Here is a 16,634-nt window from a genome sequence, read left to right as displayed (position 1 = left end):
CTAAAAAAATAATTTAAGATCTCTTTTTCTTCAAAATAATCGCAAATAGTCTAATAATACTATTTATAATTTTCAATAGTTGCTTATTGGTTACTAGTATTTCTATGCCTTCATCTAGTTGATTAACAAGTTCCTTTTGTTGTTCAAATTTCATTATAAATTTCTCAAAATACGCATCGTAAAAATCAAAATTTTCTATAAGTACTTTTTTACGTTCTTCAAGATGCTGTTGCTGATAAATCGTAGCAGTTGACAAACCTCCCTCATAAAAAGTAGCTATAATAGAATCTACCTTGCAGTGAGAAACTTTATGTCTACCTAATACTTTAACAAAAAAGGCCCAATCTGAAACTATTTTTAAATCTGTCCTATATAACCCATAAGTCTGAAATAACTCTTTTTTGATAACAGTAGACGGATGGCCTAAGGCGGTTTGCTTTAAAAAAGAAAAATCAATAAAATCAGGATATCGATTTCTAAACTCTTTCCCTTTTTCATCTACAATCCACAAATCACCATATACAATATCCATGTCTAACAAAAATGACTTTTTTAGAGCAAACAATACATTGTCATTGTTCAAGATATCACCGCTGTTCAAAAAAAGTAAATATTCTCCTTTTGCTACTTCAATACCTTTATTCATGGCGTAATAAACACCTTGGTCTGGCTCACTTACCCAAAAGTCAATATACTCACTTTGACTTTCGATATATGCAGCACTACCATCATTAGAACCACCGTCAATAATAATATACTCAAACTCTTGCCAAGTTTGATTGACAACGCTTTCGACGGTTTTTTTCAGCCCTTCAAAATTGTTATAGTTGATGGTGATAATTGAAAGTTTTGGCATTACCTATTAATTTTAAATTCTTGTTTGACTCTATCAAAACAAATCAAAGGTGGATAACTAAAATCTAATTGTTTCTTTTTGATCATATCCGAATAAAAGACCTTGGTCAAAATTCTTTTCAAAAAAGTATAAGGCATTTTATTCATGATAATATTGTACTTTTTTATACTTATCAACAAATCTTTTTCTTTTTTCGGAATATGATTCTCTATTTCTTCTTTTATCTTCATTCTTGCTTCCTCCATATATTCATCAAGAAAATTTATAGACAATTGCCCTTCACTTCGCTGTCGAAATCCTCCTAATAGGGCTTGTGTAACATATAATTTTTCACTTCTAAAAAAACGAAGCCATAATTCTAAATCAGCTGCATATTTCATATTGGAATCAACTTTACTTCCTGATTTTGTCCATAAAGAGCGCCTCCAAAAAACAGATTCCTGTTGAATCCATTCAAAATTCCTAAGATAGTAATCTAATTTATTCCATCTTTTTAATGGACTAACTGAGACCGTTCTTCCCAACTCATCAAAAGTTGATGGTATACCCATCAACCAATTAACATTTTTAATATTAGTAAAGATTTCTGCTACTGTAAAAAATGCTTTAGGGTGGTACAAATCATCTGAATTGATCCATGCCATAATTTCGCCCGTTGAACAATCAAATCCTTTTTGAACAGCATCATACAATCCTTTATCTGGTTCACTAACCCAATATGCTAGATGACTTTCATATTTTTTTATGATAGCAACTGAATTATCAGTACTTCCTCCATCAATTACAATATATTCCAAATTAGGATAATCTTGAGACAAAACAGATTGTATTGTGTGCTCAAGATACCTTCCCCCATTAAAATTTGGAGTAACTATAGAAATTTTTGGGTAAATAGTGTTATAAATCATAAGTGGTAAAGGTACATTCTTTTCCGTTCTTCTTAATACAAATCATGTCAAACGGCCATGATGAATTATGTTTTGTTTTTTGTAAAACGTCTACTAAATCAAAATAGATTAAGGTATTTTGCTACAATTCTTTAATGATTTGAGCAAAAGTATCTTCACGATTAAAATGATCGTCACGATTTTTTAAAAAAATACTCCGCTGTTTCTTTAGCAATACCTATGATAACGAAATCGTAAATAGTTTGATCAGCTTACTAATCTAGTAGTATATTACTTCCGTATTTTACAAGGTCAAATGGGTTGCAAAACCATCTTTTGAACAACTAATTAATTATAATATACTCAAAGTTGCGTCAAGTTTGACCAAACACGCTTCCGATGTTTTTTTGTTAACCAGCTGTATTGTTTCAATTAATATTGATGATATAGAGTTTATACATTATTTAAACTATGATTGAATTTTTAAACTGAGTAACCAAAGCGACGGATATGAGGTTTCCAAAACTCAAAATCATATTTTACCCATGCATGACATCCCATAGGAAGTCTAAAATCATTTAATGTAAATAAATAAGATGGCTGTACCTCAAAACTAAATTGTATTGCTTCTTTAATTGGAGCAATATTAAAATTTTTTATTTGAAGGGAAATGACATTTGCAATAAACCAATCTTCATTAAAATACTCCGCATTTTGAATTGTACTATTCTCTTTTCTATTAAACTTTATAAAAAACAATATTTTTTTAAATACATCTTTAAATCTTTTTTTTGTTGATAATTTGGAATTATTGGTTTCTACATAATAAAGTGCCCGAATTGCTTTGCGCATTGTCTTTATTTTACGCAATGAAAAGCCAGAATTACCTACCCCTATAATCTCATTAGTGTTTGCCTGATCGAATCCCAAAAACCAAGGCGCTCCGATGTAGTCATAATTTTTTTTACACCAATAATCGACTTCATCTTTAAATATAAAAGCATCTAATTCATAAGTAAGTAAAAAATCAAAATCATTGAATAAATGATAAAAATAAGAACTCAGCTTCAACTTGTTATAATTTTCAATAGATGATTGCCAATTTGGGTCAATAAAAATTACGTCAAAAACTGGTATTATTGCTCTATACTTTTCGAGATTAATACCTAAAGGAGCAATAATTTTTATTTCATGCTGATGTAATATTTTAAAGCACTGTTCAAAAGAAATCAATTCATAAGCAGTTGGGCAATGGCTATGAATAGGAATGACTACAACACACAATTTTAAGTTTTTTTTTCTGGCCACGGTTTAAATAATTTTGTAGTCCATCAATTAAAGTTTGCCTGTTAATAAAACATTGACTGTTTTTTTTAAACGGCTTTCAATTTTTGATAGTAAAGATTTTTTTTGAGGTGCTAACATTGATTTATTTTTACTGTGGATATAAAACACTTTTAGATTATAAATAGTTTCAATATTATTAGCAAGTAGTTTATTTTGATAGCTTTGAAAAAGTAAACGCAAATCAGCTCTTGCATTAAAATCAAAACGGGTTAAATAAGAGGCAATACAATTAGGGTTTTTGTAACTGTAACCGCTAAAGTGAAAAAAACGTAATTCGTATTTATTATTTACTACAAATTGTTCTTGTTTATTTTGCGATAGGATTCGTTCGTGTAAATTCCAATTTGCCATATTATAGCCAGGATGTTTTAGTATGTGATAATCGTCCCTCATGGCTGGGACATAATTAATCCAAAGCTGATCATAAAACATTGATTTACTAAAATTACAATAGCCATATTTTGCAACTCTATCGTGCCACCAAGCTATAAAATCAGCTATTTGATTATAACGAGCTAATGCAATGAAACCCAGATTAAAAACACCACCGCGTAAAGTGTGGTAATCTGTTGGCGCATATTCATCTTCAATAGGAGTACAAATATGCGGCGTGATTACTATATTTTTTGTATCTAAGATGGTTATTACTTCATCTAATCGGCTCGTCACTAATATATCAGGATCAATGTAAATTAACTTTTCGACTTCATAATTTGTGAAAATATGTTTTATAAATGTTGGTTTTACACACGTATTCAATTCAACAATATTGTATTTGTTGACTAAATTTTCAAAATCTGGAACACCTATATCTTTTACTTTAATTATTTCACATTTATTGAAAACATTATAATCAAACGATGAATCAAATTCATCACACAAACCAACAATAAATTTCCAATCAGGATGAAATTCTAAAAAAGAGTCTAAAAGCGTTTTAGCTTGAGCAAGATAATTATTTGAGCAAATGGTAAAAGCTATGTTCATGAATTAATTTTTAAAAATAAATATTCAGTAGGTAGGACCACAATCAAAAAATAAAAACAACCTTAATACTTGTTAATTATGATTATTTGGATAGAATTCGAATCATTTTTTTTTTAATAAAAGCAATATCTTTTTTACTATTATTTTCAAAATTGGCGGAACAAAAAGTAATACAAATTGTTTAGTTTTAATTCTTTTTTTAATTGGTGGTACTCCATTAATACTATTTATTTTCTCTGTACAAATTTGAAGCCCTTTCAATTCATTCTGAGATTCCAAAAATATTTTTATTTTCTGCGCCGCTTTTATAAATCCTTCGCTCATTTTCCCTAAATCATGACACATCGAATTATTATGAATTCTATAGCTTACTAAACAGTATTCCAAATTATAAATGCCTGAGGAAAAATAAAATAATTTTGTCCAAAAAACCCAATCTTCATGATTTGGTAATGATTCATCAAACTCAAGAATTTCACTATTCTGAACTAATAATTTAGATTTAAAAAGAACAGAATGACATGGTATCGACAGTGTCTGCTCCCACCTTTCAATTACTTGATATTTATAATTTTCAACATCTGGAAAAGGATTTATATATCTGTTTCTCTTAAAACCTTTTAGTTCATTATCAAATGGAAAATAATCACAAATTACGATATCAATTTTTTCAGAAAAAAAAGAAAGTTGAAATTCCAGTTTTTTTTCATTAAGTAAATCATCTGAATCTAAAAATTGAATAAAATCTCCGTTGGCCTCACTTAATCCTAAATTCCTAGCACTACTTAACCCACCATTTTCCTTTCTAACATACTTAAATCGCTTATCAATTTCAAGCCACTGTCGAGCTATTATATGAGTATTATCTGTTGAGCCATCATTAACAATTATACATTCCCAATTTTGATACGTTTGTTTGTATACAGAAGTCAAGCATTCATCTAAAAATTGAGATTGATTAAAACAAGGTATAATAATTGAAACCTTGTTTTTATTTATTTTTTTTGAAATAACCATAGCTGATATACAAGTATTTCGGAAGCACCTGAAATAGGTGGAATTCCATATCTTTCTAATTTTTTAACAATAAAATTTTCTCCAAACATCAACCCCTCAACTTCTTTTTCAGTTAACCAATCTTCAACCGGTTGGTCAGGACTTGTGAATGAACACCATTCTTTCTGAACCTCTTTTCTAGGTGTTGTAAGTATGAGATAGCCTTTTTTATTAAGAAGCTTATAAATATCTTTGATAAAGGTTACTTTTTCACTATCAGGTATGTGCTCTATTACCTCTGAAGATACAATTAAGTCAAAATTATCCTTGTACTTCTTAATCAAATCTTTGGTAGTGCCACATTTAAATTTGATATCTGGAAATAATTTTTTTGCATGAAAAAAAACTTCTTTAACTGGCTCTACTCCTAATACTTCGCCATGATTTGACATCAAATGAGTTAACCATCCTCTGCCACACCCTAAATCTAAAATCTTGATTTTTTTTTGATCGGATTCAACAGTTTCTATAAAATCTTTAATTATATGCCATCTTAAGAGCTCCTCCTTATTTGGAAAAGGCTTATTCCATAACGGATTTTCAATAAATAAATGTTCATAATATACATCATCAAAGCTTTTTTCTTTTGAAAATTTAAATTTTAAACTCTTAATTGCGTTAACAATAATCTTCTTCATTTTGGCTTTTTTTATAAATCTAAACATTTCCAATTAACATTCTCGTGAAACACTTTATTAATTCTCAAATTAAGTCCATTTAGGACTTGTTCATTAAAATCTTCAGTCACTTGAAAACTGATCGCATCATTCTGAACTTCTAAATCTATTGTGGAATCACCAAAGAACAGATCTACTTTATATTTTCCTGGCAGTAATTTTAGCCGCTCTATTTCGAGTGAAATTACTCCTCCAAAAATACTTTTCATATTTAATTTAGATGCCACATAATGCCTATTGTTAATCCCCATTAGTGGAACTTCGTCAAGGTCTTTTATTACAACTCCTAAAATAGGATTCGTTATTAAAAATTTCGCTTCAAATTCGACTTCCAAATATAAACGAGAATTATATTTTATAGTCGAAGCATTAAGTGTTGCTTTCTTTATAATTTCATCCCCAATAAAATACTCTTTAACCTCCTGCTGATCTGATTTTTGATAGATATTCAAAGCATCATCAATTTTTCCATCAAAAGCAATTTTTCCATGTTCCAAAACAATACCTCTTGTGCACAATTGTTTGACAGCTGCCATATTGTGACTCACAAACAAAACCGTTCGGCCACCAGTTTTAGAGATATCCTGCATTTTGCCAATTGCTTTTTTTTGGAACTCAGCATCGCCTACTGCTAAAACTTCGTCAATAATTAAAATTTCAGGTTCTAAAAATGCGGCTACGGCAAAAGCCAAACGCACGTACATCCCGCTACTGTATCGTTTTACAGGAGTATCAATGTAGCGCTGGCAGCCTGAAAATTCGATTATTTCATCGAGCTTTGAGGTTATTTCTTTTTTGGTCATACCCAAAATAGCACCATTCAGGTAAATATTTTCGCGTCCGGTCATTTCGCCATTAAAACCAGTGCCTACTTCAAGTAACGAGGCCACACGCCCACCAAACTTAATGCTACCTGTTGTAGGTGCAGTAACACGTGATAAAATTTTAAGTAAGGTTGATTTACCAGCTCCATTCTTCCCGATAATTCCAATAACTTCGCCACGACCAATTTCAAAATTGATGTCCTGAAGCGCCCACACATAATCACTCTCCCCTTTAGTAGAACGATCGTTAGTTTCACCAATTTTCAAGTACGGATCCTCTTTGCCACGTATTTGATGCCACCAACGGTTAAGGTCATGCATCAATGAGCCAGTACCTACAACTCCAAGTCGGTATTGTTTAGAGATGTTTTCTGCTTTTAATATTATGTCTTTCATTCTTTTTTAGTGAGTCGTGAGTGGCGAATTGTGAGTGATGAATTGTGAATGGTGAGTCGTGAATAGTCAATGGTGAATATTGAATGATGAGCATCTAAAATCAGCTTTTCACTTCTCTCCTCTCACTTTTAACTTCTCACTTTAAACTTCTCACTTTAAACCGTATCAATAAATTTCTTTTCAGTATGATTAAACAAAAGTAACCCTATTAAAAAAACACTAGCTGTAATGATCACCGTATAGATCATACCCCAAATTGGAAATTCTCCCGAACTCAATAACATATAACGAGTAGCTTCTATGCAATACGCTAAGGGGTTGTATTTTACAAGCCAAGCATAATTGGGCATTTTAATGGCAATTAACTCTAAAGGAAAAAAGACTGCCGAAATATACATGAGCAATTGAACACCAAAACCAATAAGATACGTTAGATCACGGTATTTGGTTACTAATGCCGAAATCATCATACCCAACCCAAGTCCAAGCACTCCCAATAAAATAACAATTAAAGGAAAAAAAACAGTAGCGCTGTTAAAAGAAATTGCAGCATTCTGACTATAGTAATAGATAAAGAAACAAAGAAATATAAAGACCTGAATTAAAAACTTAGCCAAATTTGAAATCACCACTGTTAAGGGAGCGATAATTCGAGGAAAATATACTTTTCCGAAAATACCAGCATTGTTTGCAAACGTATTGGAAGTACCGTTCAAACAAGAAGTGAAATAATTCCAAACCGTAATACTAGCCAAATTAAATAAAAAAGGAGGTACTGTGCCTGTACTAATCCCTGCTACATTATTAAAAATGATGGTAAAAGTGATACTGGTAAATAAAGGTTGAATGAAAAACCACAGTGGTCCGAGAACAGTTTGTTTGTAAACCGTTACAATGTCACGTTTTACAAACAAAAATAATAAGTCACGGTATTGCCATACTTCCTTTAAATTGAGGGAGAAAAATTTATTCTTAGGTGTTATTTCAAACAGCCACGTGGTATTGGTTTGTTCGTTTGGGGTCATAGTTTTTGGATTGAACTTTGTAAGCCTAACCAACAAAGATGCTTGGGCAAATAAAGTAAACAAATATAACAATTTTAGGATGGTTTTAACAAATACAAAAACAACCACTTATTGATTTTTTGACAAAAATACCCGCTGAAATGGCAACTGTAATGAAATATAATAGATACTTAGGTAGCCGTTTATCAATTATCCAAACCGCCACAACAATATCACTATGAATAAGTTAAAATGCAGTAAAAAGCGAAGTTTAAAATAATTACCTTAGCATTTGATGCACTAAAAACCACTACATCAGACAATAAAAACAAAAAAATAATCAACTCAAAAACAAACCAAAATGTTGACACAAATTCATCCTAAACTCCCTATGCGCAATAAAGCTATAACCAAAGCTTATTACACACAACAGCTCGGATTTGACGATGTGAGCGCCCATGATTATGAAGGCTATTTAATAGTAAAACGAGACCAAGTAGAAATTCACTTTTTTGAATTTAAAGAATTAGACTCGTTAGAAAACTATTCAGGCACCTATATCAGGACCAACGAAATAGAAAATTTTCACAAAGAATTGATTGACAAAGGCACAGCTATACACCCAAATGCACCATTAAACATCAAACCATGGGGACAGAAGGAATTTGCGTTACTTGATCCGGATCACAACTTACTCACCTTTGGTCAAGCAGTAGAATAAAATAAATTTATTTAATCAATACTAATTCTCGATATACTTTTGCTACGCTGCGCTACTCAAAAGCTAGCCAATTAACGAAAGCTACGCCGTCAGTTCGAGTGCTTTGTGCAATAATGCAATAGCTTAATTGTACGAAGCGTATCGAGAACAGTACTACAAACATGAAGACTTCTCGATACACTTTTGTTACGCTTCGCTGCACAAAAGCACTCGATGTGACGGTGAAATAAACTTTTGCTACGCTTCGATACACAAAGGCACTCGAAGTGACGTTAAGTTAGTCTTGAACAACGTGCAGTTCAAATTCTCGAGACACTTTTGCTTTGCCGTGCTGCACAAAAGCATTCACAATACCGATAGCTAGGCCGTCAGTTCGAGTGCTTCTTACAATAATGCAATAGCTTTATTGTAAGAAGTGTATCGAGAACAGTACTACAAACATGACGACTTCTCGATACACTTTTGTTACGCTTCGCTGCACAAAAGCACTCGAAGTGACGGTGAAATAAACTTTTGCTACGCTTCGATACACAAAAGCACTCGAAGTGACGTTAAGTAAGTCTTGAACAACGTACAGTTCAAATTCTCGAGACACTTTTGCTTTGCTGTGCTGCACAAAAGCATTCACAATACCGATAGCTAGGCCGTCAGTTCAAGTGCTTCTTACAATAATGCAATAGCTTTATTGTAAAAAGTGTATCGAGAACAGTACTACAAACATGACGACTTCTCGATACACTTTTGTTACGCTTCGCTGCACAAAAGCACTCGAAGTGATGGAAGCATTTTAACTTTGCTACGCTACAAAAAAGCAATCGTCTTGAGAATAGAACAAATTAAATAAACTCTTGACCTTAGAATAGCATTTATTTAAAAAACTAGAAAACCGTTTTTATGTGATTTTAAATTCATTCACATGTAACCTTGTCGAATTTAAACTTAACAGAATCAAAATCAATAGGTTCCCCTTTTATGAAATAAGTAGCACCCATAGTAGTCTGCATTTTACCATTCCCTAAAATCAGCTGCTCTCCACGTTTTAAAAAAGCCATAGGATTTTTGAAAGTTAGTTTTTCATTACTACCTTCAATAAAGGTATAACTAACAAATAAGGTATCACCACTAAATTCACCTGCAATTGCACCTTTTTTTATCGGCATTTTATCAAATTGCATTTGCATATTGCCTCCGATCTTACCACCATTGAATTTCTCAATTTGTAAATTTATTGTATCACGTTCATATATAGCTTTGTAACATTGCACAGTCAATAGCTTTTCAGCATTTTGTTTCTTTGAAGTTCCTTCAATATTTTGTTTCTTGTCTTGGCAGGATGTGATGGCTAAAATAGAAGCTGTAATAAGAAATAAATTTATTTTTGTTTTCATTTTGATAAAAGATTGATGGTTAAATAGAATAGAATAACGTAAGATACTAAGAAAATATTTTCTTTTGCGTTCCAAACAAATAAAATAAAATTTAAAAAATCATCAAATAAAACAAAGACAATATTTAAATGCTAATTACCATATACAAGGAGATAAATATCACACTAACCTCGGTAAATAAAAAACCCTTCCACACATTAGTGTAGGAGGGTTTATTATTGTACTCAGAGCGGGACTTGAACCCGCACGAACATTGCTGTTCACTGGATTTTAAGTCCAGCGTGTCTACCAATTTCACCATCCGAGCGAGCTTTGGTTGTGGTACCTCCAGGGATCGAACCAGGGACACATGGATTTTCAGTCCATTGCTCTACCATCTGAGCTAAGGTACCTTACTTGTAAAAAGTAAATGATAAAAAAAAGCCCATCCGATTAGAATGGGCTTTCAAAGAAAGGCAACGACATACTCTCCCACATAACTGCAGTACCATCTGCGCTGGCGGGCTTAACTACTCTGTTCGGGATGGGAAGAGGTGAGCCCCGCCGCAATAATCACCTTAAGATTATTGTTTAAGGAGTTTCAAGTTTTTATAGTTTCAAGTTTTTCAACCTGCAACATTAAACTTCAAACTTTAAACATCCGCCGCGGCGGACAAATATCTTAACATACTGAGATAAAGAATATAAAAAAGTATACATTGAAGTATTAGAAAGTTTCTCCCTCCCGATTACTCGGGAGGAAAAGGGTGTACATAAGCTTACGGGTTATTAGTACTACTCGACTATGACATTACTGCCTTTACATCTATAGCCTATCAACGTGGTCATCTCCCACGACCCTTAAAAGAAATCTCATCTTGTGGTGGGTTTCGCGCTTATATGCTTTCAGCGCTTATCCCTTCCAAACGTAGCTACTCTGCGGTGCCACTGGCGTGACAACAGATACACTAGAGGTTTGTCCAATTCGGTCCTCTCGTACTAGAATCAGATCCACTCAAATTTCTTGCGCCCACAGTAGATAGAGACCGAACTGTCTCACGACGTTCTGAACCCAGCTCGCGTGCCACTTTAATGGGCGAACAGCCCAACCCTTGGGACCTTCTCCAGCCCCAGGATGTGACGAGCCGACATCGAGGTGCCAAACCCCCCCGTCGATATGAGCTCTTGGGGGAGATCAGCCTGTTATCCCCGGCGTACCTTTTATCCTTTGAGCGATGGCCCTTCCATGCGGAACCACCGGATCACTATGCTCTACTTTCGTACCTGATCGACCTGTATGTCTCTCAGTCAAGCTCCCTTATGCCATTGCACTCTACGCACGGTTACCAAGCGTACTGAGGGAACCTTTAGAAGCCTCCGTTACTCTTTTGGAGGCGACCACCCCAGTCAAACTACCCACCAAGCAATGTCCTCCGCAATGCGGAGTTAGGCCTCAGATAAACAAAGGGTTGTATTTCAACAATGACTCCACAACGCCTAGCGACGCCACTTCACAGTCTCCAACCTATCCTACACATCATTTATCCAAGGTCAATACTAAGCTATAGTAAAGGTGCACAGGGTCTTTTCGTCCCACTGCGGGTAAGCGGCATCTTCACCGCTACTACAATTTCACCGAGCTCATGGCTGAGACAGTGTCCAGATCGTTACACCATTCGTGCAGGTCGGAACTTACCCGACAAGGAATTTCGCTACCTTAGGACCGTTATAGTTACGGCCGCCGTTTACTGGGGCTTCATTTCAATGCTTCTCCGAAGATAACATCTCCACTTAACCTTCCAGCACCGGGCAGGTGTCAGGCCCTATACTTCATCTTACGATTTTGCAGAGCCCTGTGTTTTTGATAAACAGTCGCCTGGACCTCTTCACTGCGGCCAGCATTGCTGCTGGCGACCCTTCTCCCGAAGTTACGGGTCTATTTTGCCTAATTCCTTAGCCATGAATCTCTCGAGCACCTTAGGATTCTCTCCTCGACTACCTGTGTCGGTTTGCGGTACGGGTACTTATTACCTGAAGTTTAGAGGTTTTTCTTGGAAGCCCTTAGGCGCACTATCTCTTCTACCGAAGTATCCGAGTACTATCGTATTTCCCCAAAACCCGTGGATTTGCCTGCGGGTCTTATAGGTAGGTACTTCAACGAACTATTCCGTCAGTTCGCGGCGCTTTCATCACTCCGTCACCCCATCACAGTAATAACTAGTACGGGAATATTAACCCGTTGTCCATCGACTGTCCCTTTCGGGTTCGCCTTAGGTCCCGACTAACCCACAGCTGATTAGCATAGCTGTGGAAACCTTAGTCTTTCGGTGTGCGGGTTTCTCGCCCGCATTATCGTTACTTATGCCTACATTTTCTTTTCTAACCAGTCCAGCATACCTTACGATACACCTTCTACCCTGTTAGAATGCTCCCCTACCACTTACAATAAATTGTAAATCCATAGCTTCGGTAATACGCTTATGCCCGATTATTATCCATGCTCGTCCGCTCGACTAGTGAGCTGTTACGCACTCTTTAAATGAATGGCTGCTTCCAAGCCAACATCCTAGCTGTCTGGGCAGACAAACCTCGTTCTTTCAACTTAGCGTATATTTGGGGACCTTAGCTGATGGTCTGGGTTCTTTCCCTCTCGGACTTGGACCTTAGCACCCAAGCCCTCACTGCACGGAAACATTATATAGCATTCGGAGTTTGTCAGGAATTGGTAGGCGGTGAAGCCCCCGCATCCAATCAGTAGCTCTACCTCTATATAACTTTATGCCGTGCGCTGCACCTAAATGCATTTCGGGGAGTACGAGCTATTTCCGAGTTTGATTGGCCTTTCACCCCTACCCACAGGTCATCCGAAGACTTTTCAACGTCAACCGGTTCGGACCTCCACACTGTGTTACCAGCGCTTCATCCTGCCCATGGGTAGATCACACGGTTTCGCGTCTAACACTACTGACTAAAGCGCCCTATTCAGACTCGCTTTCGCTACGGATCCGTGGCTTAACCACTTATCCTTGCCAGCAACGTTAACTCGTAGGCTCATTATGCAAAAGGCACGCCGTCACCCCACTAAAGGGCTCCGACCGCTTGTAAGCGTATGGTTTCAGGATCTATTTCACTCCGTTATTCACGGTTCTTTTCACCTTTCCCTCACGGTACTGGTTCACTATCGGTCTCTCAGGAGTATTTAGCCTTAGCGGATGGTCCCGCCAAATTCAGACAGGGTTTCACGTGCCCCGCCCTACTCAGGATACCACTATTTATTATACTCGTTACCCATACGGGACTATCACCCTCTATGGTTCGACTTTCCAGTCAATTCCGGTTCCTTGTACATAAAATATCGTGGTCCTACAACCCCAACATTGCCGTAACAACATTGGTTTGGGCTAATCCGCGTTCGCTCGCCACTACTTACGGAATCACTTTTGTTTTCTTCTCCTCCGCCTACTTAGATGTTTCAGTTCAGCGGGTTTGCCCACCTATCGGTGTACTATCTCTTCAAGATAGTGGGTTGCCCCATTCAGGTATCTACGGATCAATTGGTGTGTGCCCATCCCCGTAGCTTTTCGCAGCTTATCACGCCTTTCATCGCCTCTGAGAGCCTAGGCATCCCCCATACGCCCTTATTTTGCTTATTGTACCAATCGTAAAATTAATTACGACCGTTTTTTTTCGCTTTTTCTAATAAATTAGAAAAAACTGCTTTCTACTTTTTATTATTTCTTATCTCAATATGTCAATGAACTTTATTTAGGTCAAAAGTTGTAAAGCCTAAGGTCATAAAGTCATACTTTTGACTTTCAGACTTTAGTCTTTCGACTAAATTTGTGGAGAATAACGGAGTCGAACCGTTGACCTCCTGCGTGCAAGGCAGGCGCTCTAGCCAGCTGAGCTAATCCCCCAATCTATTTATGAATTGTGAATTATGAATTATGAATGTCGATTCATAACCTCTCAACTCTAGAATTTCCTTCCGAATGGCTAAAATAGTAGTCCCGGGCAGACTCGAACTGCCGACCCCTACATTATCAGTGTAGTACTCTAACCAGCTGAGCTACGAGACTCTGTTTTACTTCATCCTTCTTTTCAATTTCTTTAAATTAACAGCAAGAGTAATAGAACTTCTTTATTTAGTAAGTCCCTCTATCATTTATCTTTTTCCCTAGCGTGTATTGCTACTAACACTAAGGCTCTAGAAAGGAGGTGTTCCAGCCGCACCTTCCGGTACGGCTACCTTGTTACGACTTAGCCCTAGTTACCAGTTTTACCCTAGGCAGCTCCTTGCGGTCACCGACTTCAGGCACCCCCAGCTTCCATGGCTTGACGGGCGGTGTGTACAAGGCCCGGGAACGTATTCACCGGATCATGGCTGATATCCGATTACTAGCGATTCCAGCTTCACGGAGTCGAGTTGCAGACTCCGATCCGAACTGTGACCGGTTTTATAGATTCGCTCCTGGTCACCCAGTGGCTGCTCTCTGTACCGGCCATTGTAGCACGTGTGTAGCCCAAGGCGTAAGGGCCGTGATGATTTGACGTCATCCCCACCTTCCTCACAGTTTGCACTGGCAGTCTTGTTAGAGTTCCCGACATGACTCGCTGGCAACTAACAACAGGGGTTGCGCTCGTTATAGGACTTAACCTGACACCTCACGGCACGAGCTGACGACAACCATGCAGCACCTTGTAAATTGTCTTGCGAAAAGTCTGTTTCCAAACCGGTCAATCTACATTTAAGCCTTGGTAAGGTTCCTCGCGTATCATCGAATTAAACCACATGCTCCACCGCTTGTGCGGGCCCCCGTCAATTCCTTTGAGTTTCATTCTTGCGAACGTACTCCCCAGGTGGGATACTTATCACTTTCGCTTAGCCACTGAGATTGCTCCCAACAGCTAGTATCCATCGTTTACGGCGTGGACTACCAGGGTATCTAATCCTGTTCGCTACCCACGCTTTCGTCCATCAGCGTCAATCCATTAGTAGTAACCTGCCTTCGCAATTGGTATTCCATGTAATCTCTAAGCATTTCACCGCTACACTACATATTCTAGTTACTTCCTAATAATTCAAGTTTAGCAGTATCAATGGCCGTTCCACCGTTGAGCGATGGGCTTTCACCACTGACTTACTAAACCGCCTACGGACCCTTTAAACCCAATGATTCCGGATAACGCTTGGATCCTCCGTATTACCGCGGCTGCTGGCACGGAGTTAGCCGATCCTTATTCTTACGATACCGTCAAGCTCCTACACGTAGGAGTGTTTCTTCTCGTACAAAAGCAGTTTACAATCCATAGGACCGTCATCCTGCACGCGGCATGGCTGGTTCAGACTTGCGTCCATTGACCAATATTCCTCACTGCTGCCTCCCGTAGGAGTCTGGTCCGTGTCTCAGTACCAGTGTGGGGGATCTCCCTCTCAGGACCCCTACCCATCGTCGCCATGGTAAGCCGTTACCTTACCATCTAGCTAATGGGACGCATGCTCATCTTTTACCGTTGGAACTTTAATAATCTCTTCATGCGAAAAAACTATACTATGGGGCATTAATCCAAATTTCTCTGGGCTATTCCCCTGTAAAAGGTAGATTGCATACGCGTTACGCACCCGTGCGCCGGTCTCTAGTTCCGAAGAACTATACCCCTCGACTTGCATGTGTTAAGCCTGCCGCTAGCGTTCATCCTGAGCCAGGATCAAACTCTTCATCGTATATTGTTTGTCCGCCGTGGCGGACTGTTGTATGACGATAAACTCTATCGGTTCTTTTCAAATCTCTCGATTCTATTACTCTTATTCTTTTGTTTTGAAATCTCTTTCAAAACGGCTGTCAATTCAATATGTCTAGGAACGTATTCTTCTTTATTTAATGCGCTTTTCGTGTGTCTCAAAGCGGGTGCAAAAGTAGAAATTTCTTTTTAACTATGCAAGAAAAATTTAAAGTTTTTTTCGAAAATGTTTTTCTCGATTTTCTTTCCTTTTTCTCTCAATATGTCATAAGAACTCTGCTCTATTGCGGGGTGCAAAGGTAACATCTATTTTAACTCTGGCAAACTTTTTGCAATCTTTTTTTAAAAATTGTTTCTTCGTTTGTTTCAGGTTTTTAGTAGAACGTTGCGCTGATTGCGGGTGCAAAACTACAACCTTTATTCGCTTTTACAAGCCTTTTTTAAACTTAATTGTAAACTATTTTTTAAGTAACTTAAAATCAATAAGATTAGACAAGAAGTTTTTTGTTCATTATGAGGATTAGGTCGTTTTTGCGCGGTTGACACGGTTCTCGATAAGCGTCACTTCGAGTAGCGGAGCGTATCGAGAAGTTTTGCTGCGTTTTACTGCGCAAAAAACACTCGAACTGACGTTTTTAAGAATTGCAGTCTACGTGTTTTACTCTATATAATATGTAGCTCTTACAAAATTTGTCACTAATAAGTGGAGCTCGCGTTAGGGATAGCAGCGGAAAGCCCACAGGCACGACCGTCTTGAGGGAGTGCCGAGG

The 16,634-nt window shown here is 37.1% G+C and carries 10 protein-coding genes, 4 tRNA genes and 3 rRNA genes; 1 reads left to right on the top strand and 16 read right to left on the bottom strand.

What is annotated here, in order from left to right; all coding sequences use genetic code 11:
- Window positions 1-13 precede the first annotated feature (13 nt).
- From ACXX8U_RS02185 to ACXX8U_RS02150, 8 genes are all read right to left on the bottom strand, one after another.
- Window positions 14-856, bottom strand: coding sequence for a glycosyltransferase family 2 protein (locus tag ACXX8U_RS02185; protein WP_458564402.1), 843 nt, complete (start codon window positions 854-856; stop codon window positions 14-16).
- On the bottom strand, window positions 856-1,764 hold the full coding sequence (locus ACXX8U_RS02180; protein ID WP_458564401.1) for a glycosyltransferase family 2 protein: 909 nt from the start codon (window positions 1,762-1,764) through the stop codon (window positions 856-858). The genes ACXX8U_RS02185 and ACXX8U_RS02180 overlap by 1 nt, the downstream gene beginning before the upstream one ends.
- Window positions 1,765-2,226: 462 nt before the next feature.
- Window positions 2,227-3,051 carry a DUF5672 family protein gene (locus ACXX8U_RS02175; protein WP_458564400.1) on the bottom strand — a complete coding sequence of 275 codons (825 nt, stop codon included), beginning with the start codon at window positions 3,049-3,051 and terminating at the stop codon, window positions 2,227-2,229.
- A gap of 27 nt (window positions 3,052-3,078) precedes the next feature.
- Window positions 3,079-4,077, bottom strand: a complete 999-nt coding sequence (locus ACXX8U_RS02170; protein WP_458564399.1) for a glycosyltransferase family protein — start codon at window positions 4,075-4,077, stop codon at window positions 3,079-3,081.
- Between the two features lie 102 nt (window positions 4,078-4,179).
- On the bottom strand, window positions 4,180-5,094 hold the full coding sequence (locus tag ACXX8U_RS02165; protein WP_458564398.1) for a glycosyltransferase family 2 protein: 915 nt from the start codon (window positions 5,092-5,094) through the stop codon (window positions 4,180-4,182).
- Window positions 5,073-5,771: a class I SAM-dependent methyltransferase gene (locus ACXX8U_RS02160; RefSeq protein ID WP_458564397.1), complete on the bottom strand. Its 699-nt coding sequence runs from the start codon at window positions 5,769-5,771 to the stop codon at window positions 5,073-5,075. Before ACXX8U_RS02160 ends, ACXX8U_RS02165 begins: the two co-directional genes overlap by 22 nt.
- Window positions 5,772-5,782: 11 nt before the next feature.
- Window positions 5,783-7,030, bottom strand: a complete 1,248-nt coding sequence (locus tag ACXX8U_RS02155; protein WP_458564396.1) for an ABC transporter ATP-binding protein — start codon at window positions 7,028-7,030, stop codon at window positions 5,783-5,785.
- Window positions 7,031-7,185: 155 nt separating this feature from the next.
- The gene (locus ACXX8U_RS02150) at window positions 7,186-8,055 is read right to left on the bottom strand and encodes an ABC transporter permease (RefSeq protein ID WP_458564395.1); all 870 of its coding nucleotides are present in this window, start codon (window positions 8,053-8,055) and stop codon (window positions 7,186-7,188) included.
- Between the two features lie 340 nt (window positions 8,056-8,395).
- Between ACXX8U_RS02150 and ACXX8U_RS02145 the strand changes: the two genes are divergently transcribed.
- Entirely contained in the window at window positions 8,396-8,755 is a 360-nt protein-coding gene (locus ACXX8U_RS02145) for a bleomycin resistance protein (protein ID WP_458564394.1), read from the top strand.
- 908 nt (window positions 8,756-9,663) lie between these two features.
- Here the strand turns inward: ACXX8U_RS02145 and ACXX8U_RS02140 are convergent.
- The 8 genes from ACXX8U_RS02140 to ACXX8U_RS02105 all read right to left on the bottom strand — a co-directional run bounded on the left by ACXX8U_RS02140 (window position 9,664) and on the right by ACXX8U_RS02105 (window position 15,847).
- Window positions 9,664-10,143, bottom strand: coding sequence for a hypothetical protein (locus ACXX8U_RS02140; RefSeq protein WP_458564393.1), 480 nt, complete (start codon window positions 10,141-10,143; stop codon window positions 9,664-9,666).
- A gap of 221 nt (window positions 10,144-10,364) precedes the next feature.
- Window positions 10,365-10,450, bottom strand: a tRNA-Leu gene (locus ACXX8U_RS02135).
- A 12-nt stretch (window positions 10,451-10,462) separates the two neighbouring features.
- Window positions 10,463-10,535, bottom strand: a tRNA-Phe gene (locus tag ACXX8U_RS02130).
- A gap of 58 nt (window positions 10,536-10,593) precedes the next feature.
- A 5S ribosomal RNA gene (gene rrf, locus ACXX8U_RS02125) occupies window positions 10,594-10,703 on the bottom strand.
- 188 nt (window positions 10,704-10,891) lie between these two features.
- A 23S ribosomal RNA gene (locus tag ACXX8U_RS02120) occupies window positions 10,892-13,775 on the bottom strand.
- Window positions 13,776-13,965: 190 nt separating this feature from the next.
- A tRNA-Ala gene (locus ACXX8U_RS02115) sits at window positions 13,966-14,039 on the bottom strand.
- 88 nt (window positions 14,040-14,127) lie between these two features.
- Window positions 14,128-14,201 (bottom strand) — tRNA-Ile (locus ACXX8U_RS02110).
- Between the two features lie 132 nt (window positions 14,202-14,333).
- Window positions 14,334-15,847 (bottom strand): 16S ribosomal RNA (locus ACXX8U_RS02105).
- The 16S, 23S and 5S rRNA genes sit together here with 4 tRNA genes alongside, the layout of an rRNA operon.
- Between the last annotated feature and the right edge of the window lie 787 nt (window positions 15,848-16,634).

Source organism: Flavobacterium sp. GNP001 (assembly GCF_054343775.1).
Note: the sequence above shows the minus strand (reverse complement) of the source record. Positions and strands in the feature narration are given on the sequence as shown.